The sequence below is a fragment of the Capnocytophaga sp. oral taxon 878 genome, from assembly GCF_002999135.1.
Taxonomy (GTDB): Bacteria; Bacteroidota; Bacteroidia; order Flavobacteriales; family Flavobacteriaceae; genus Capnocytophaga.
On record NZ_CP027229.1, the window covers coordinates 866,986 to 887,463 of the forward strand.

Genomic DNA, 20,478 nt, shown 5'->3' on the forward strand with positions numbered 1-20,478 from the left:
ATGCTTACGGCTTTATCAATAAAGAACTACGCCCTTATCGACGACCTCAAAGTTGATTTCCCTGAAGGTTTTATCATTATCACAGGTGAAACAGGTTCAGGTAAGTCTATTATGCTTGATGCCCTCTCTCTGATATTAGGGAAACGTGCTGATATGTCTGCTTTGCGTAACAAAGATGAAAAATGTATCATAGAAGCTGAATTTTCTATTGAAAAGTACCAATTCCAAGCATTGTTTGACGAGTTAGAAATAGACTACGATCCTCAAACTATTATCCGTCGTGAGATACTCTCATCAGGTAAATCACGTGCTTTTGTTAATGATGCTCCTGTTACCTTAGATGTACTTAGCCGCTTAGGAGAATTATTAGTTGATATTCATTCACAACACCAAACCCTTGCCCTTAGTGATACTGCTTTTCAGTTTGAAATTATCGATGCTATAGCAAATGATAAAGCTTTATTAGATGAATACATCCGGCTGCACCAGTTACTAAAGAAAGAGCAAAAAAAATTACAAGAGCTTATTGAGTTCCAAAAAAATGCTAATAAAGAATATGATTATAACCTTCATCAGCTAAAAGAACTCAAATCGGCTATGTTAGAAGAGGGTATTCTAGAGGAATTAGAAGAAAGCTATGAAGAAGCCTCTAATATTGAGGAAATTAAAGAGAGTGTAGGAGAGAGTCTATACTTACTAAATGATGAAAATGTAGGTATCTTAAACAATTTACGTGAACTAAGACACGCTTTTTCATCGCTTACTGAGTATAAACAGCAATACCGTGAGCTATATAATCGTATCGACTCTGTTTTCTTAGAGTTAGATGACTTAGGCAGCGAAATAGCCGATATTGATGAGAACATAGAAACAGACCCTGAAAGTCTTGAAGAAATATCTAATCAGCTTAATAAAATCTATTCTTTACAAAAGAAACACAAAGTATCAACAGTTGAAGAGCTTATCGCTATCCAAAAGGAATTAGAAGAAGCTGTATCTAAAACTGAAAATGTTGATTTTGAACTTAATAACCAACATAAGTTAGTAGCTGAGCAACAAGCTGCTACCCTTACAAAAGCTACAGAACTTCACAAAGTACGCACAAAGGTACTCCCAGCTCTTGATAAAAAGCTTACCAGCTTTATGCATGAATTGGGAATGCCTAATGGTAAATTTGCAATTACTCTTACTGCTACCGATAATTTCTTTAGTAATGGTAATGATGAGCTTTCATTCCTATTCTCTGCTAATAAAGGTGGTGATTTTGGTCAGTTAAAGAAAGTAGCTTCAGGAGGTGAGCTTTCTCGTATTATGCTGGCTGTAAAAGCTATTATGGCAGAGCATACTGCTTTACCTACCATTATGTTTGATGAAATTGATACAGGGGTATCAGGTGAAATATCACAGAAAATGGGTGATATTATGAAAACTATGAGCCAAAACCGACAAGTGTTTGCCATCACTCACCTACCTCAAATTGCTGCCAAAGGGGCTTATCATTTTAAGGTTTTTAAAGATGATGTAAATGGAAAAACTACAACCCACCTCAAGCTCCTTACTGAAGAGGAACGCATTACTGAACTCTCCGAAATGCTTGAAGGTAAAAATAGTGGTGCCTCAGCTCGTAACCATGCTATAGAACTCCTCCGTAAAGGATAAAGTAATAAACAAATAAAAAATGAGTCAAATAGGGTATACCCTATTTGACTCATTTTTTATTACTTTGCTTGTAATTAATATGTTTAATTGATGATAGTTAGCTTAGCAAAACGCAATAATATATTTTTCAAGCCTCCTACTTCAAAGTTTATTTGAGCTTTTTTATCATTTCCTGCACCTTCCAAAGTTATTACCTTCCCTTTACCAAAACGCTCATGATATACCATTGTACCTATTTCCAATCCGTTATAAGCAGCTTTATTTATAGGAGCATTCTGCATAGTATTCATAGGTTTAAGCTTACGTAATCGTTGCTGCTCATCTGCAGTAGGAGCATTTTTAGAGGGTGGAGTACCGCTAATTGGTTTCTGCAAGCGCAATTTACTCTTATCTACTTCTCCAAAAATATCTCTATCTATCAATGGTTTGTAACGATAGTTAGGATTAGATAGGGTAGGAGTGAGGTACTGTAAATACTGCCCATCTATTTCTTCAATAAACCTACTAGGCTCGGTATCGGATAAGTTCCCAAATCTATAACGTCTTTCGGCATAAGTAAGATAAGCCTGTTTTTCTGCTCTTGTAAGGGCTACATAAAAAAGCCTTCGTTCTTCTTCTAACTCCTCTCGTGATTGAATACTCTTTGCTGAAGGAAAAAGATCTTCTTCCATTCCCACTACATACACATAAGGAAACTCTAATCCTTTAGCTAAGTGAATAGTCATTAAGGCTACTCGGTCATCATCATCAATTTCTTTATCAGTATCGGTAGCCAATGATACATCTTCTAAGTACTCTGAAAGACTACCTGTACTATCAGCTACATCTTCTTGCCCTGCAACGAAATCCTTTATACCATTGAGCATCTCCTCAATATTCTCCATTTTGGCAATCCCTTCAGGAGTACCATCTTTTTTAAATTCTTGTAACAATCCTGTTTTCTTAGCTACCAGTTCTGCCACCTCAAAGGCATTGGCTTCTTTGTTAAAGGCTTGCAGGTTCAGTATCATCACTACAAAGTCGGTGAGTTTTTGCCTTGTAGAGGTGTTAATGTGCAACTCTAGAATCTTATTAATGTTGTACATTATTTCAAAAATCGACTTTTTATAATGATTAGCGGTAAGAGTAAGTTTCTCCAAAGTACTCTCTCCTATACCTCGTGCAGGAAAGTTAATAATTCTGATGAGAGCCTCCTCATCATTAGGGTTGATAATAAGGCGCAGGTAAGCCAACATATCTTTGATTTCCTTACGTTGGTAGAAAGAAAGTCCTCCATAGATGCGGTATGGAATATCACGCTTTCGCAACGCATCCTCAATGGCTCTTGATTGTGAGTTCGTACGGTACAATACTGCAAACTTACCATTTGGCAACTGATGTTGCATCTTATTTTCAAAGATAGAACTTGCCACAAATCGCCCTTCATCAGCATCTGTAGGACTTCTGTGTACTTTAATAGGCTCTCCCAACTCATTTTCAGTAAATACGACTTTATCTAAACGCACTTTATTGTGTTCAATCACACTATTAGCTGCTTCTACTATATTCTTGGTTGAGCGGTAATTCTGCTCTAATTTGTATTCTTTTGCTTCAGGGTAATCACTCCTAAAATTCAAAATATTATTGATATTTGCGCCTCGAAATGCATAAATACTTTGTGCATCATCACCTACAACACAAATGTTGTGAAATCGGTCGGCAAGAGCTTTTACAATAAGGTATTGTGAGTGGTTTGTATCCTGATACTCATCTACCAATATATACTGAAATCGGTTTTGGTACTTTGCCAATACTTCGGGGAATACATTGAGCAGCTCATTAGTTTTTAGGAGGAGGTCATCAAAGTCCATAGCCCCTGCCTTAAAGCATCTATCTACATACTCTTGGTAGATTTCGCCAAAGCGTGGTTGCCTTCTAATAGCATCATTTTCAATAAGTTCAGGATTATTAAAATACGCACGTACTGTAATGAGGTTATTCTTAAGTGATGATATTCGCTGCTGTATCTGCTTATACTTGTACACATCTTTATCCAACTCTTTCTCCTTTATAATACCGTTTATAAGGCGTTGAGAGTCTTGTGTATCGTAAATAGTAAAGTTCTGTGGATAGCCTAACTTATCTGCCTCAAAACGCAATATTTTGGCAAAAACCGAGTGAAAGGTTCCCATCCACAAGTTCTTAGCCTCACTATTGCCCACAATGCTGGCTATACGTTTCTTCATTTCATTTGCTGCCTTATTGGTAAAGGTAAGCGCAAGAATATGAAACGCATCTACTCCTTGCCGCATCAGGTTAGCGATGCGGTAAGTAAGCACCCTTGTTTTGCCCGATCCTGCTCCGGCAATCACAATAATAGGCCCTTCTTTTTGTAGTACGGCAGCCCGTTGTGGCGCATTTAGTCGTTCTAATTCTTTGGCAAATATATCCATAAAAAGTAGTATCTGTTTTTAAGGCTGCAAAATTACAAAACAATTATCAATTACCAATTAATAATTGACAATTAAGAAGTAAAAATCTCTCTCCTATGGCTTACTTTTAGGCTATACTTGCCACAGCTTAGTTTGAAGGCTAATTATCAAAGACCTCAAACTGATTATCTTCATAGAAGAAAATAATGCGTTTTATTTTTTTGGTTGAAGAGGGAAGGGGTTGTACTTTTTTTTCTTTATCTATTGTAATAGGTTCTGCTTTTTGTACTACAGGGGTAGGCTGGGGGAGGGGGGGCACTGGTACTTCCATTTCTATTTCAGGTATATCGCTAAATAGGTCTACCTGTTGCATTTTTTTGGGTACTATTGTTTCTTTCTGTTCTTTAGGCGGAAATACCCCCTTGCCTTGTGTTATCCAGTACATATCTACTTCAGGGAATTTCTCAATAAGTTTCAAAATAAAATCTAAACTTGGTTTATTGCGTTCTGATAAGAGATGAGAAATTCCTGAACGCTGAATTTCTAAAGTATCGGCAAAAGCTGCCGCATTCATTCCGTAATAATCCATTACCTGTTGTAGGCGAATGGCAAAATCTGATGTGTTTAACATTGTAACTTCTGTTATTTTAATTAGAATGCACAAATGTAAAACGATATTTTGAGATACACAAATTTAAACTGAACTATTTTTTGACAGTATTAAAGTAATTATGCAATATTATTTTGTAAATAATTGATATAATGATAAATAATAAATAATTATAAAAATAATCTATAACTTAAAATCTACTTACTAAGAGCTTGAAAACCTCCTATTATAGTAATGTAACATTTGTAAAACTTTTTATTGATGTTGATTATTACTTTTGTAAATTACAAATGTAAAAAGTATAGCTATTACATTTGTAATTTATTTATGCTATATAAATCTTAGATCATATTGTTAGTTGGGACTGCTTACTAACTATCCTTCGTTTATAGTTCGTTTATCCTTCGTTATTCGTTCGTTCAGACTTTATTGAATTTAGGAGAGAAAAGTAATGCTAAGTTAAACAAGGAAGTATCTTCCTATCAGGATATATTTTCTTTCAGATTAGCTCTGACTACTAATAACTAAATCTTGTTAATTGATAATTAAAAAATCTTTTGTACCTTTGTACTTTGATTCAGAAGTTATATAAATACACATAAATTATCCATAAAATTTGTGACTACTTATAACTTCTTAAATAGCTGAATATGAACACTGAAAAACAACTTTCTGGGCGCTATATTACTTATAATATGATAGCCCCTTTGTTAGAAAATTATCAATTTACCGAAATAATCCCATTAGGAACCTCTGTAAAGGGGACTCCTATCAATTTGTATCGCATAGGAAAGGGCAGTAAAAAGGTGCTACTTTGGTCACAAATGCACGGTAACGAGTCTACCACTACTAAGGCTCTTTTTGATGTGCTAAACAGGCTTAAAACAGCTTCTTTTGTGAGTGAACTAAGTCTGTATTGTATCCCTATGCTAAATCCTGATGGCGCTGAACAGTTTACACGTGTAAATTACAACAATATTGATCTTAATCGTGATGCACTACAACTCTCTCAGCCCGAAAGCCTTTGTTTGCGTAAAGCCTACGACCTTGTACAGCCTCATTACTGTTTCAATATGCACGACCAGCGTACTATCTTTGGAATTGCTGAAAGTAAAAAGCCTGCTACTGTTGCATTCCTAGCCCCTGCCTATAATGAAGAACGTAGTATCAACCCAGTACGTAAGCAAGCGATGCAACTTATAGTACTGATGAATAACGAGTTACAACAATACATCCCTAATCAAGTAGCTAGGTTTGACGATAGCTTTAATCTAAACTGTACAGGGGACAGATATACGCAGCTTGGTACTCCTACTATTTTATTTGAAGCAGGACATTTTCCTGACGATTACAATCGTGAACAAACAAGAAAATATATCGCTATAGCACTTTTTTCTGGCTTACAACACATAGCCCAAGGTGATGTTACAGATGTAAATTACAAGTTGTATTTTAATATCCCTGAAAATAGTAAATCCTTTTATGATATACTATTGCGTGACGATACAACTACTGGCAATGATGTAGGAATTTTGTACAAAGAAGAGCTTATAAGCAATGAAATTCATTTTGAGCCTTATATAACCGAAATAGGAAATCTTTCAGAAAAATATGGTCATAAAGAAGAAATGTTATCAAAGTACATAACCCCTCCTTTTGATAAAAATAAAATAGAAATGCTATTAAATTTGCGTAAAATAGCCTTCATATAAAAAATATTATCATATTTTCTTCAAAAAAATGCTATTTTATTTGGAAAATACAAAATTTTTTAGTTATTTTGCCCGCTGAAAAATCAATAACATAAACTATATGGCAAGATACAAATTAGATGAAGTAGATCACCAAATATTAGATTTGTTGATAGATAATGCGCGTATCCCTTTTACTGATGTTTCTAAACAGTTGGATATATCTGCAGGTACAGTGCATGTGCGAGTGCGCAAAATGGAGGAAGTAGGTATCATTACAGGTTCAACTCTTACTGTTGATTATGACCGTTTGGGCTATACCTTTATTGCCTATGTAGGTATTTTTTTAGAGCGCAATAATCAAGCCCAACACGTATTAGAACGCTTGGAAGAAGTGCCATTTGTAACAGAGGCACATATCACATCTGGTCAGTATAATATTTTTGTAAAAATTAGGGCTCGTAACATTCAGCACGCTAAAGAAGTTATTTATATGATTGATGAGATTGAAGGCGTATCACGTTCTGAAACAATGATTTCAATGGAAGAGGTAATGAATGATAACCGCCGCTTGCTACACAAAGCCTTCAGAGAAATGTAACATAATTAGTTTTTTTACTAATATTACTCTTTGCCAAAGTTCAAAAACTTTGGCAAAGTCTTTTAATAGCTATACTGATATATTTTTAAACTTGTAAATTATATAACTGAATGCTTTATAAAAAGCTCTAACACAACTTTTTTCTTGTTTATTTCAAAATAATTTTTTAACTTTATTACTTTAAGTTTTGAATACTATGAATGAAAAGATTAACAAGCTTATTGAGTACTACATCTTCTTACGCAGAGAAGATCCTAACAATGAAAATGAGGTCTATAAATGGTATGCTATTGATCATTTTCAGCAACACTGGGATATAAATGCTACTGATTTCTATGAAATGTTTAAAGAATCTTTTAAGAAAAGAGGAAATTTAGTCTATCAAAATTCTTTTAGTTTTTTAGATGCTTTAGGTAAGCATTTCCCTGAACAGCTAAGAAATTTATTTATTATAGTCTACAGTTCTGATGATTTCTATATTAAATTAGATAAAGCTAAGAATTTTGCCGAAAATAGCATAGAAAAATTAAGGGAAAAGCTCAACAAAACAAATTTTAATCATCAGTTTGATGAGCGTACTCTCTCTTTTTTGTTAACAATGCAAAATCCAAAAGAAAATACTTTCTATAAAAGCACTTTATATAACCAACTTTGTGATTATTTAGATATCATTTCACAGAAAGAAAAAAAATACAAACACTATATAGAATTACTATTCCAAATAGTCCCTTTTCTTAATAATCCTCAATTAAATTCGCTAAAAGAATATTTTGTTCCACATGAAGGAGATTCTTCTTTGCTTTTAGCTCAAGATATAGTTTATCAAAATATGAATAAGGAAAATGAAAATACTAAACGTTATTGGCTATATAGCCGTGGAGAACAGGCTTCTAAATGGGAGGAGTTTTATAACGAAGACATTATGGCTATTGGCTGGGATGAATTGGGAGATTTAGAAATTTACACGGATAGAAAATCTATTCTTGAAGCCCTAATAGATAATTATGGAGGAGGAGAGGACCAACGCAATAATGTTTCTGCTCTTGATGATTTTTGCAATGGAGAAAATAAAATAAATATAGGAGATATTATCATTGCTAAAAAAGGGAAAAATACTTTACTGGGCTATGGCAAAGTAATCTCTGATTACTATTTTGATGAAGAAAGAGCTACATACAAGCATTGTCGTGAAGTTAAATGGCTAAAAAAAGGGGTGTGGGATGCTAATAATAACCTACCTACTAAAACACTTACTGATGTCACTACTTATAACTTTGATTTTGAGGGAATCAAATATGCTCAATACTTACTAAATATTATGAACGGAAATATAAATAAACAAGAGAATAACCATATAATAAACCTTTTAAAATATAAACCCCAAATTATCTTACAAGGTCCTCCAGGTACTGGTAAAACTCGTGAGGCTAAACGTATTGCCAAAATATTATTAGGTTTAGGTGAAAATGATATTTTAGAGGGCAATAAGCAATTCAAACTTATTCAGTTTCACCCCAGCTATTCTTACGAAGATTTTGTAAGGGGCATTGTTGCCAAGCCTAATGAAGAGGGTGATGGAATTATCTATACAGCTGAAAATAAAATATTAGGGGCTTTTGCTAAAGAAGCTTTCAATAATTGGAATAAAGCACAACAAAGTACACAGACACTAAAAGAAGAAGAGGTTTTTGACGCTTTCATTGAACATATCAAAGAAGAATTAGCTCAAAGTGAAGACTACAAATATCCATTAACGGAAGCCGTTTATCTTTTTGATGCTGATGATAAGCGTTTTAAATATAAAGGCGATAATTGGGAAGTACATAGTAATGGTTTGAATATGAATTATGCTGAAATTAAGCGTATTATCGAATCGGGTGTAAGAGATAGACAGGGGGTAACCAAATTGACAACTATAGGCGGTCAAGCCAGACAACACACCTCTTATTTTTTGAGAATTGTAGAAAAATACTATGAGTTTAGAGAAAACTATAAGCCTACAGTTGATAAAATACCTCTTAAAAACTACGTTCTTGTCATAGATGAAATCAACCGTGCGAACTTATCAGCTGTACTCGGCGAACTTATCTATGCCTTAGAATACCGTGGCGAAGCGGTGCAAAGTATGTACGTTATTGAGGGAGAAAACAACCTTATTTTGTCCCCTAATCTCTATATTATCGGTACGATGAACACCGCTGACTGCTCCGTAGGGCATATAGATTATGCCATCCGCCGCCGCTTTGCCTTTGTAAATATCTTACCTAAAGATTTAACAGATGAATTAGGCGACCAGTTTGAGAGTGAGTTATTTGCAAAAGTGATTAACTTGTTCAATACTAATTTATCTCCTGAATTCAAAAAAGAAGAGGTACAATTAGGGCATTCATATTTCATTACTAAAAATACTCCTATCGGTATCCGTTGGGAATACGAAATCAAGCCTATTTTGCTCGAATATGTGAAAGATGGTATCCTTGTAGGGGAAGGAATAGAAACTACTATAAATAACCTTATTAACAATGAAAATAACGCTTCTTGAACATAAGCCTTATAGCATCAAAAAGGAGGGGGAGGCGTTAAAAATCTTTGAGGCAATACCTCAGATTTGTCCGTATATATTGAAAAAAGATAGACAGGGTAATCCTGTCTATCCTTTTGAAATTAAGCGTACAAATGAGGCAGAAGTATGTTTGCAGGCAGGCTATTATATAGGGGCGTTATGGTTGGTAAAACATCACAAATTCATATATATAGAGCCTAAAATGAATAAAAAACAGATAGCTGAAGGCTCTCCTATTCAAGAGGAAGAATGGGCAGAAATCGACTATCTAAAAATGCTTTTCAGCATTGCGGGGCTTGATCCTAAAGATACGCAAGACCTCATCAAAATCTATTGGGACGAACCTCCAATTACTATCGAACAGCAAAAAGACACACTCACGCCTTTTCTAATGGTGCAATTCCTATTGTTACTGAAGCGTATTGTGCGCAAAGGACTTAAAAAATCGTATTACACAGTCGAGGAGAATCTTAATAACCATATCAAAGGCAAGATACAGTTAGCTAAACACCTCAAACAAAATGTTTTTAAGAACAAACTCACAGCCCACGTATGTAGGTATCAAGAGTTTGGAATGGATAACCTCGAAAATCGATTTTTACAGAAAGTTTTGCAATTTATCATCAGCTTTAAGAATACGCATCCTAATTATTTTGCAAGTAATGACAAATCTATTTGCAAATTAATTACCTATTGTAGTCCACATTTTGACTTGATTTCAGAAGAAATTAATATAGAAAACCTCAAAAAACTCACTCCCAATACTTTTTTTAAAGAATATAAGGAAGCTATTTGCATCGGGAAGTATATCTTAAAGCGTTTTTCGTATAATATCACCGAAACAACCCAACAAAAAGTAACTATTCCGCCTTTTTGGATAGATATGCCCAAACTTTTTGAGTTATATGTCTATAAAAAGCTACAAGAAAAGTTTAGAGGTAAGGGAGAGGTAACCTATCATCTTACAGCTGATTATATCGAATTAGATTTTTTGCTCAACACTCCAGAATACAAAATGGTTATTGATGCCAAGTATAAACCTATTTATGAAGATAGCAGAGTGGTAGACGACATCCGCCAAGTAAGTGGCTATGCTCGCCTAACAAAAGTATATGAAAAACTTGGCTTAAAAAACAGTAACGAACTTATAGATTGCCTTATCATCTATCCTTCTTTAGAAGACAACAAAAGTTTGAACATAGAAAACAAAAAAGAAATCTCTGAATATAAAAATATCTATAAATTAAGTGTTTCTATACCTTTAATAACTAACCATTAATAGTGAGATTTCCATATCTTACAAATATTACATATATTTGCACTTTTAAACATACAATATATGGCACGATTAGGCGTTTTTTATGCACTTAGTGATGAGCAAGTAGATGCTATTGCAGAACAAGATGATGACAAGATGTATGCTTATATGCTCAACACTATTGAAGAAAATCTCTTGGGTACACCCAAAAGTTATCAGATAGATAAAGCGTGGGAAGGCATTCACTATTGTCTTTGTGAGGGTGATTGGTACAAAGAAGAAGGAATAGCTCCTAATATTGTTTTTGGAGGTTATTTATTATTAGATCATAATGATTGTATAATATTTGTGAATGACCTCGATAATATTCAAAAAATTATAGACTATCTTGAAGAGAATAATCTACAAGAGATTATCAAAAAGAATTTTGAAAAAATTCCCTCAGACTACTCATATACTAAAAATGAGGAAGAACTTAACTATTTGTTGAGTTGGAGCAAAGGGGTATTAGATTTTTATAAATATGCTTTGAAGAACCAACTAAATACTATTTTTACCGTAGATCTTTAATTAATCATTAAACATTAATCATTAACAATGTTATCAGTATCCAATTTATCCGTACAATTCGGAAAACGTGTCCTCTTCGATGAGGTAAACGTAACTTTTACACAAGGCAACTGCTACGGCATCATCGGTGCCAATGGGGCAGGAAAATCTACTTTCCTTAAAATCCTTTCAGGCAAGCAAGAACCTACTTCGGGACGTGTGATCCTTGAACCAGGCAAGCGTATGTCGGTACTCGAACAAGACCACTACGCTTACGACGACTACACCGTTTTAGACACGGTGATTATGGGCAACAAAGTCCTCTCCAAAGTCAAAAAAGAGATGGACGAACTCTATGCCGACTATTCCGATGAACACGCCGAACGCATCGGTGAGCTACAAATACAGTTCGATGAGATGAACGGCTGGAATGCCGAGAGTGATGCGGCAGCCCTGCTCTCCAATTTGGGCATCTCTGAGGATATGCACTATACCCTAATGTCCGAAATGGACGGCAAGCTCAAAGTACGTGTGCTTTTGGCACAAGCCCTCTTCGGTAACCCCGATGTACTCATAATGGACGAGCCTACGAACGACCTCGACTTTGAGACCATTGGCTGGTTGGAGAACTTTTTGGCTAATTACGACAATACAGTGATTGTCGTTTCCCACGACCGCCACTTCCTCGATGCCGTTTGTACGCATATCTCGGATATTGACTTTGGAAAAATCAACCATTTTTCGGGTAACTATACTTTCTGGTACGAAAGTAGTCAGCTGGCAGCCCGCCAACGTGCGCAACAGAACAAGAAGGCGGAAGAGAAAGCCAAAGAGTTGCAGGAATTTATTGCGCGCTTTAGTGCCAACGTGGCAAAATCAAAGCAGGCGACTTCTCGTAAGAAGATGTTGGAGAAACTCAATATCGAGGAAATCAAACCGTCTTCCCGTCGTTACCCTGCCATCATTTTCGACCGTGACCGCGAGGCTGGCGACCAAATTCTACACGTGGAAAACCTCGCTGCGTCTATTGACGGACAGGTATTGTTCCAAAATGTAGATATTAACCTTGCCAAAGACGACAAAGTAGCCGTGATTTCTAAGGATTCACGCGCCACCACTGCCTTTTATGAGATTCTCAACGGCAACCTCAAGCCCGATGCGGGTACTTTTGCGTGGGGTATCACCACTTCGCAGTCTTACCTGCCCGTGGATAACTCCGATTTCTTCACCCAAGACCTTTCCTTGGTGGATTGGTTGCGCCAATGGGCAAAAACAGAGGAAGAGCGCGAGGAAGTATATGTGCGCGGGTTCTTGGGCAAGATGCTTTTCAGTGGCGAGGAAGCCCTTAAAAACTGCAAAGTGCTCTCAGGAGGCGAGAAAGTGCGCTGTATGCTCAGCCGTATGATGATGTTGCGCGCCAATGTGCTAATGCTCAACGAACCTACCAACCATTTGGATTTGGAGAGTATCACTGCCTTCAACAACTCGCTGAAAAACTTCAAAGGCACCGTGCTTTTCACCACCCACGACCATGAATTTTCACAAACTGTCGCCAATCGTATCATCGAGCTTACCCCTAGTGGCATTATCGACCGTTATATGACCTTTGATGAGTATATGGATGACAAGAATATTCAGGAATTGAGGGAGAAGATGTACAAACAATGATTAATTATTAATGATTAATGGTTAATCACAGCACTTTGGCAAAGGTCATTGCACAAAAAGGTGATTAAAATGAGCTTTGCCAGAGTATTTTTGATAGGAAAATAGAAATTTAGTAGGATATTTTACTAGTTAAAACAATTTTAGTTAAATTTAAAACACAAAAGAAATGGCAAAAAAAGAATTAATTTTAAAAATAGAAGAATTAATTTCAAAAGGGAACGAGTTACAAGATAGTATATATATTTCCAGACAAGAGCCCTTTTTTACTATTTATAAAAGTCGTAAAGAGGAAGATTATAAAAAGTGGTTACAATCAATTAAAAGGTTAGTCGATACTATGTTTCCTTCTTCTATAGAGAGACTTAGTCCTTATGAGAATAAAATATCACCTGAAAATCATTTGGAAATATTAGGAATATTGGAGGGAATTAAGAATTTTCCTGAGGAACCTAAAAATGAGATTAAAGAAAACGATTCAGATAAAATAACTATAAATAATAACCAAAACAATATTCAAAATAATACTCAACAAGTAATATTGAATATCTTTATAGATGCTATAAGAGATGAAATTACGGGAAAAGAATTAAAAGAGTTGAAGGAAATAATGAAGAATTATGAAAAGAATCCTGAAGAAACAAAATCAACACTCTTAGAAAAGATAAAAGGATTTGGCAAAGATGTTTTGTCTAATATTATGGCGAATATTATAACTAATCCTGATTTTTATTCAACTTTTTTAAATTAGTAAGTTATGGAAATATACAAATATCAACCTATTAGTGAGTATTTTTGGAAGAATCTCATAAATGATGAATTGTGGTTTAATAACCCACGTAACTTTAATGATTGGTATGATTCAAATCTTCCTTTAAATTTTGATTACACAAGAACAGAAATAGAAGAATTTATAAAACATTCTTATTATAATAATTTTGGAAATCTTGAAAGATTTGAGGAAATGTTTAGTAAGGATATAGATCATTTATCTTCAAATAAATTAGAACGAGAAAAATACTTTAAAGATATAACTGATCATTATATAAATAACCATATAGGAATTACTTGTTTTTCTAAAGAGGGAATAAATACTGGTTTATGGGGGTATTATGGAGATAATAAGGGAGTATGTCTTGTTTTTGATTCAGAAAAGGATAAAGAATATTTTAAGAATTTATATAATGTAACTTATGTAGAGAAATTACCTTCAATTAAATTAAGATTAGAGTTTTTGCCTGATGATTTAAGAGATTATCTAACCATAAAAACTACTAATTGGAAATATGAAGATGAAATAAGATTGTTTCGGCATAAATCAGGAAACGATAAATATGATATTAGCTCTCTAATAAAGGTTATTTTTGGTATGAAGACAAATCCCAAAGATATTAATAAAATAAGATCTATTTGTTTACTTAAAAATAAGGATATTAAATTTTATAGAACTGAAGATGGAGGTGGTAATTTTGTTTTGAAAGAGTTTTGAGTGAAATATCACTTTCATAGAACACAACATCACCCCCGTAGAATGCAATATTAACTCGGTAGAAACCAAAATCAAGTTCGTAGGATACAATATAAAGTCCGTAGGGCGCGATATAAACTAGAAATTTAATAAAATTATTTGTTTAACCATTAAAAAAGACAAGAAAATGGCTACAAGATTTATTTCATTCGAAAAATTCAAGAATTATTCCTTCATTTTTGAGAATATTTCCAAAAATGATGTCCTAAAAAAGGAATTAGCTGAGTACGGCTATGGCGATAAGGAAATCGCACAAGGCAAAGCCCTATACGATACCGCCGCCCAGATGTACGAAACTAATAAGCGCGAGACCTCCGAGGAGACCCTCGCCTATAACGAGTTCTCCAAAAAGCTCGAAGCCTTTAAAAACACTTACGCTACCGACCGCAAGAAGGCTAAAATCATCTACAAAGAGGAGCCTAAAATCCTTATTGCTCTTCATATCAAGGGAGTGGCGCCTTTGCGTACCAATAAGCTCCTTGAAGACATCGAGGCGTTCTACAAAGAGCTCAAAGCCAAACCCGATTTGCTCACTCCGCTCAACAAACTTAAAATCACTGCTGAGCATATCGAAACCCAGCTCACCGCCCTCGCCGATGTGAAGCAAGCCGAAGCCACTTACGTCCTTGAAAGAGGTGAAAGTCAGCAGGCTACTAAGGACAAAGACGCCGCTTTTGCCGCCTTCGAGAAGTGGGTACGCGAGTTTTACGCCATCGCTAAAATCGCTTTGGAAGACAAACCCCAACTTTTAGAGAGTATCGGCAAGTTTGTAAGAAGTTAAAGAGAATTTATTAAAAACAAATTAAATACAAAGAAAATGAAAATCATCGGAATCAGTGTACGCACTACCAATCAGAACGAACAAGCGATGCAAGACATCGGAAACCTTTGGCAACGCTTTTTTAGCGAGCAACTTTTGGCAAAAATACCCAATAAGGTAAGCGATGCCATTTACAGCATCTACACCGATTACCAAAAGGACTATACCGAGCCTTATACTTGTATAATAGGAGTAGAAGTTACCACGCTCAGCACGATTCCCGACGGCTTAGAAGGCAGGGAATTCCCTGAACAAACTTTTGAAAAGTTTGTAGCCAAAGGCACAATGCCTCAAGCAGTAGGGGCGATGTGGCAACATATCTGGGACAACGACGCCACGCTCAATCGCACTTATATATATGACTATGAGCGCTACACCGAGAAGTCTCAGCAAGGGGATGCCTCCGAAGTAGATATTTTTATAGGCGTAAAAGAGAACAAATAACTCTAAATAAGCAAATGAAAAATTTATATAACGAAGTAGATAAGAACGAAATACTCAATCGGTTAGAGAATCTGAAAGTAGATGCCGTACGTCAGTGGGGAAAGATGAACATTGTACAGATGTTAGCCCACTTGAACGTTTCTTTAGAAACTCCTTTAGGGAAAAACTTCCCCAAGCGGGCATTTATCGGTAGGCTTATAGGAAAATTGGTAAAGAAAAGGTTTATCAACGACCAGCCTATGCCTAAAAATTCCCCTACTGATAAGATGTATGTCATCACAGACATTTCTATGGAGGATTTTGAGAAAGAAAAGCAACGAGCTAAAGAGCTGATCACCCTTTTTTATAACAATGGAAGGGAAAAATGCAGTCAGCACCCGCATTCTTTCTTTGGCAAACTCACTCCCGACGAGTGGGGAATCCTGCAATGGAAGCATTTTGACCATCATCTGCGACAATTCGGGGCGTAATAAGGAATTTCAAAGTGCAAAAGAGCAAATTCCAAAGGGTAAAATTTGCACTTTGAATTGCACTTTGGAGGAAACAAACAATTAATCTTATGAAATAAGTATTATTATGACAACAACTTTCAATTTTGAGCTTTTTAAAAAGCGTTTAAACCTATTTTTAGAAAAGATAGAAGACCTTGGTGGTGAGACTGACCCTCTTACGATAGAAAAACCCGCTACCGAGGAAGAAATCAAAGCCGTAGAGGCAAAATTAGGCTATACACTACCTCCACATTTCCGTGAAGTACTCTTGGAAAACACCGCTCATTTGGAGTTTGGGTGGGATATTGATGATATTATAGATGAGGAAGACATTTCTTTACCTGATAAACTAGCTGAAATCTTTCGTGGAAAGTTGCTTTTTGGGCTGGATTTGCTTTTAGGCTATGAGGAAGATCGCCAAGACTGGGAAGGGGACGCATATCCGAATTCCGATAAAGAATACGACCGTGTTTGGCATAATAAAATGTCCTTTTTCCAAGTAGGTAACGGTGATTATATCGCTATTGAGTTAGAACCAGAGAATTATGGCAAGGTTGTGTATCTCAGCCACGATGGTAGTGAGAATCACGGGCTTTATATAGCCGATAACTTTAAAGAATTCCTGATGAACTACGCCGCTGTGGGTTGTACTGGAGGCGAGGATTGGCAATGGGAACCTTTTTATACCAAAGACAAAGGCATAGACCCTACCTCAAAGAACACCAAAACTTGGTACAAGGTATTGGGGATAAACCCAAAGGAGTTGGAAGGGTAAAAAGTAAGAAAATGAATAACAAAAAGATGAAATGGATAGAATACTTTTCGGAAAATGGTGACCTATGGCAATTATTTGTAGAGGATGATTACCAAGAAACGCAAGCAGATACCTTAGCTCACAATGGCAATGAAGCTGTGACAAGAAGAGAAATGCCTGCCATAGATAAAGTACAAGTTACTATAATCCCAGCCGCTCGTATTGTAGACAAAGTAAAAGGGCAAGTAGCAGGAGAAAAACTTTTTCACCTCAAACTGAGCCTTATCAATGGGGATAATTGGTTTGCTATCAGTCAACAGGCATTTTCTAAGGAAGAGATATTACAATATGCTTCTCTTTTTGTAGGATTAAACAAATTCCAAGCCGAAAGAGTATGGAAATCCAAGAAATTAGGCGAAGTCAATACAATAAGACTTGAAGATAAGAAGGAAACAAACAATTAGTTTCATAAATAAATAACATTATGGCGATACCCTTTAATTTTGAGCTTTTTAAAAAGCGTCTAAACTTATTTCTTAGTAAAATAGAAGCTCTTGGTGGGGCTACAGAACCTCTTACAATAGAAAAACCCGCTACCGAGGAGGAAATCAAAGCAGTAGAGACACAATTAGGCTATACATTGCCTCCTCATTTCCGCGAAGTGCTTTTGGAAAATACCGCTCATTTGGAGTTTTATTGGGATGTGAATGATGTAACTATTGAAGATGAATCTATAATACCCGATGCCTTGGCGCACATCTATTGCGGAGAATTACTCTTTGGGTTGGATTTGCTTTTGGATTATGAGAAACATCGCAAGGAATGGGCAGCAGATGTTTTCCCTAATTATGAAGACCCAAAAGACCGCATTTGGTACAACAAATTGTGTTTTCATATCAATGCTAACGGCGATTATATTGCTATTGAGTTAGAGCCAGAGAACTATGGTAAGGTTGTGTACCTCAGCCACGATAGTGCAAGCAATCTCGGCACTTATTTAGCTGATAATTTTAAGGAATTCCTGATGAACTACGCCTCTGTAGGTTGTACTGGAGGTGAGGATTGGCAATGGGAACCCTTTTATACTGCAGGCAGAGGCATAGATCCAACCTCAGAGAACGCTCAAGTGTGGCAAAAGGTATTGGGGATAAAACCAAAGGAGTTGGAAGGGTAAAACAATTAAAACATTACAATTATGTCTATAGAGCAAAAAGACAAAGAACAAATGGAGCAATTTATTGCTTCTGAAAAGTATCAGCAGATATTAAATAAGCTTTGCGATATTATAGATATGGTATTCGAGGAAGAAATGCCAAGCTTTACCGTGCTGAATTACACACATAAAGCACTAAAAGATGCGGGTGTTACCTTGGAAGAAATCGCCCCTGTGGCGTTGGCGGACGATCATTTCTTGAACTTTAGCATTCTCAAGATGGATTATATCAAGAGTGGGAAAACGATGCACTTTAGCAAGGACTTTCTCATTCGCAATATGATAGAATTTTATTTTCTAAAAACAAATCCCAAAGCACTACCTGATTATTTGAAGAAAGCAGGATTAAAAAACTATATGGTTCTTCTAAAAAAATGGTTCACAGAGGCTACTGATACGGAACTTGTTGCCACAGTTTCTGCTTATCTCAAAGAACTCAAGGAGAAAAGGAAAGGCGCAGAGCAGACAAGCTCACAAACGGTTACCCCTGAAGATTGGGAGCGACTCTCGGCGGTATATCCCAAGCTTACCAAGCAGATACTGAAAGATTTTGATGAATATAATGTGGTTACCGCAGGCATTCCCTTAGCCGAGATTACCCAAAAGAGCCAAGACTTGGGGGTTGCTTTCTCTGAGGAACTTACTTTGTTCTTCCAACATATAGGAGAACTCAGACTGGAGGGAGTAGAAATCCGCTTTACCGACTTATATACCGATACGTTCAATGGCAAAGACTATTTAGTGCTTGGAGAGTTTTGGAAATACGGCGATGGTGACAAACTGCTCTATGCTCCCGACACCCATCAGATACTTTGTTTTGCCCACGAATACGCCAAACCCAAGGTCATCAAACAAGCTGATACTATGACCGAATTTGTAGAAAAGAAATTAGTAACTTATTTAAAAAATTATTAGACCGTTATGAATATAGAAATTTTAGCACCTTATTGCACTACTGCAAAACAGCAAAAGCTCCTTGAAAAGCTCCGCAAAAAGCTTTCACTCAAAAGTAGTAAAGACCTACAAACTATTTATGAACTCGTGGAGCGTCTGTTTGTAGGCAAACAATACGAAGGCTTATTAGCTTTCTTGCCTGAAGTACTTGCAGTGCCTTTTGCCAGAAATTTTGACTTATGGTATCCCATAGAACACTCTTTAGCGCTCATCGCCGAAGTGCCTACCATCACACCAGAACAACGCAAAGCGTGTTTCCTACACTTTAAAAGCGTTACCGATTACAAAGGCTTACCTGATTTTCAAGATATGTATGATAACTATTTCCAAGATTATTTGGCACTTTACTTTGTAAACAATACTTTGGAATATCTTCAGAAGAGTATAGCAGAGAAAGAAACTTCTTATGAATTTTCATATCGTATATACTTAATCACAGCTGCTTCACTTGTAAAACTTATCAATGAAGAAGTAGATTACAAAACACTTGAATTTCCCGATGAGGATCGCCAACCTTCTTATAACAGCAGGGAAGAGCTCCAAGACTATATGAATACCCTTATAACAGAACAACTCACTGCCTTGCAGGATAAGAAATTTGTAAAGTATTATTAATAATGAATATAGAAATTTTAGCACCTTATTGCACTACTGCAAAACAGCAAAAACTCCTTGAAAAGCTCCGCAAAAAGCTTTCACTCAAAAGTAGTAAAGACCTACAAACAGTTAATGAACTCGTGGAGCGTCTGTTTGTAAGCAAACAATACGAAGGCTTATTAGCTTTCTTGCCAGAAGTACTTGCAGTGCCTTTTGCCAGAAATTTTGACTTATGGTATCCCATAGAGCACTCTTTAGCGCTCATTGCTGAAGTGCCTACCATCACCCCAGAACAACGCAAAGCGTGTTTCCTACACTTTAAAAGCGTTACCGAATATAAAGGATTACCAGATTTTCAAGAGATATATGATTACTATTTCCAAGATTATTTAGCGCTCTGTTTTGTTAATGATGCTTTGGAATATATTCAGAAAAGTATAGCAGAGAAAGAAACTTCTTATGAATTTTCATATCGTATATACTTAATCACAGCTGCTTCACTTGTAAAACTTATCAATGAAGAAGTAGATTACAAAACACTTGAATTTCCCAAGGAGGATCGCCAACCTTCTTATAACAGCAGGGAAGAGCTCCAAGACTATATGAATACCCTTATAGCAGAACAACTCACTGCCTTGCAAGATAAGAAATTTATAAAGTATTACTAATA

The 20,478-nt window shown here is 35.9% G+C and carries 20 protein-coding genes; 18 read left to right on the forward strand and 2 right to left on the reverse strand.

Translation table 11 applies throughout. The annotated features are described in order from the left end of the window. Positions 1-1,659 carry a DNA repair protein RecN gene (gene recN, locus C4H12_RS03870; RefSeq protein ID WP_106097760.1) on the forward strand — a complete coding sequence of 553 codons (1,659 nt, stop codon included), beginning with the start codon at positions 1-3 and terminating at the stop codon, positions 1,657-1,659. Positions 1,660-1,742: 83 nt separating this feature from the next. Here the strand turns inward: recN and C4H12_RS03875 are convergent, their stop codons facing one another. Beyond that, entirely contained in the window at positions 1,743-4,091 is a 2,349-nt protein-coding gene (locus C4H12_RS03875) for an ATP-dependent helicase (protein WP_106097761.1), read from the reverse strand. Between the two features lie 139 nt (positions 4,092-4,230). Then, complete coding sequence (locus tag C4H12_RS03880; protein WP_106097762.1) at positions 4,231-4,701, reverse strand: helix-turn-helix transcriptional regulator; 471 nt, start codon at positions 4,699-4,701, stop codon at positions 4,231-4,233. Between the two features lie 629 nt (positions 4,702-5,330). Here C4H12_RS03880 and C4H12_RS03885 point away from each other — a divergent pair. The 17 genes from C4H12_RS03885 (at position 5,331) to C4H12_RS03965 (ending at position 20,476) form a co-directional block, all read left to right on the forward strand. Further along, positions 5,331-6,392 (forward strand): M14 family zinc carboxypeptidase, encoded by a 1,062-nt coding sequence (locus C4H12_RS03885; RefSeq protein ID WP_106097763.1) that lies wholly within the window; start codon positions 5,331-5,333, stop codon positions 6,390-6,392. A gap of 100 nt (positions 6,393-6,492) precedes the next feature. Further along, positions 6,493-6,972, forward strand: coding sequence for an Lrp/AsnC ligand binding domain-containing protein (locus C4H12_RS03890; RefSeq protein ID WP_106097764.1), 480 nt, complete (start codon positions 6,493-6,495; stop codon positions 6,970-6,972). Positions 6,973-7,168: 196 nt separating this feature from the next. Then, positions 7,169-9,514, forward strand: coding sequence for an AAA family ATPase (locus C4H12_RS03895; protein ID WP_371514481.1), 2,346 nt, complete (start codon positions 7,169-7,171; stop codon positions 9,512-9,514). After that, complete coding sequence (locus C4H12_RS03900; RefSeq protein ID WP_106097765.1) at positions 9,495-10,814, forward strand: restriction endonuclease; 1,320 nt, start codon at positions 9,495-9,497, stop codon at positions 10,812-10,814. Before C4H12_RS03895 ends, C4H12_RS03900 begins: the two co-directional genes overlap by 20 nt. A gap of 60 nt (positions 10,815-10,874) precedes the next feature. Continuing rightward, positions 10,875-11,363: a DUF1877 family protein gene (locus C4H12_RS03905; RefSeq protein ID WP_106097766.1), complete on the forward strand. Its 489-nt coding sequence runs from the start codon at positions 10,875-10,877 to the stop codon at positions 11,361-11,363. A gap of 27 nt (positions 11,364-11,390) precedes the next feature. Then, positions 11,391-13,010 (forward strand): ABC-F family ATP-binding cassette domain-containing protein, encoded by a 1,620-nt coding sequence (locus tag C4H12_RS03910; protein ID WP_106097767.1) that lies wholly within the window; start codon positions 11,391-11,393, stop codon positions 13,008-13,010. A 166-nt stretch (positions 13,011-13,176) separates the two neighbouring features. Further along, positions 13,177-13,758 carry a hypothetical protein gene (locus tag C4H12_RS03915; RefSeq protein ID WP_106097768.1) on the forward strand — a complete coding sequence of 194 codons (582 nt, stop codon included), beginning with the start codon at positions 13,177-13,179 and terminating at the stop codon, positions 13,756-13,758. Between the two features lie 6 nt (positions 13,759-13,764). Further along, positions 13,765-14,496 carry a DUF2971 domain-containing protein gene (locus C4H12_RS03920; protein ID WP_106097769.1) on the forward strand — a complete coding sequence of 244 codons (732 nt, stop codon included), beginning with the start codon at positions 13,765-13,767 and terminating at the stop codon, positions 14,494-14,496. Between the two features lie 166 nt (positions 14,497-14,662). After that, positions 14,663-15,316: a hypothetical protein gene (locus C4H12_RS03925; protein ID WP_106097770.1), complete on the forward strand. Its 654-nt coding sequence runs from the start codon at positions 14,663-14,665 to the stop codon at positions 15,314-15,316. 36 nt (positions 15,317-15,352) lie between these two features. Beyond that, positions 15,353-15,799 carry a GyrI-like domain-containing protein gene (locus C4H12_RS03930; RefSeq protein ID WP_106097771.1) on the forward strand — a complete coding sequence of 149 codons (447 nt, stop codon included), beginning with the start codon at positions 15,353-15,355 and terminating at the stop codon, positions 15,797-15,799. Positions 15,800-15,813: 14 nt separating this feature from the next. Further along, complete coding sequence (locus C4H12_RS03935) at positions 15,814-16,269, forward strand: DUF1569 domain-containing protein (protein ID WP_106097772.1); 456 nt, start codon at positions 15,814-15,816, stop codon at positions 16,267-16,269. A 106-nt stretch (positions 16,270-16,375) separates the two neighbouring features. Next, positions 16,376-17,065, forward strand: a complete 690-nt coding sequence (locus C4H12_RS03940; RefSeq protein ID WP_106097773.1) for an SMI1/KNR4 family protein — start codon at positions 16,376-16,378, stop codon at positions 17,063-17,065. A gap of 11 nt (positions 17,066-17,076) precedes the next feature. Further along, entirely contained in the window at positions 17,077-17,508 is a 432-nt protein-coding gene (locus C4H12_RS03945) for a hypothetical protein (RefSeq protein WP_106097774.1), read from the forward strand. Positions 17,509-17,528: 20 nt separating this feature from the next. Next, complete coding sequence (locus C4H12_RS03950) at positions 17,529-18,218, forward strand: SMI1/KNR4 family protein (protein ID WP_106097775.1); 690 nt, start codon at positions 17,529-17,531, stop codon at positions 18,216-18,218. A gap of 21 nt (positions 18,219-18,239) precedes the next feature. Further along, entirely contained in the window at positions 18,240-19,172 is a 933-nt protein-coding gene (locus C4H12_RS03955) for a hypothetical protein (protein WP_106097776.1), read from the forward strand. Between the two features lie 6 nt (positions 19,173-19,178). Continuing rightward, a complete protein-coding gene (locus C4H12_RS03960; protein WP_106097777.1) occupies positions 19,179-19,826 on the forward strand; it encodes a DUF6707 family protein in 648 nt (215 codons plus the stop codon). A gap of 2 nt (positions 19,827-19,828) precedes the next feature. Continuing rightward, the gene (locus tag C4H12_RS03965; protein ID WP_106097778.1) at positions 19,829-20,476 is read left to right on the forward strand and encodes a DUF6707 family protein; all 648 of its coding nucleotides are present in this window, start codon (positions 19,829-19,831) and stop codon (positions 20,474-20,476) included. Positions 20,477-20,478: the final 2 nt, after the last annotated feature.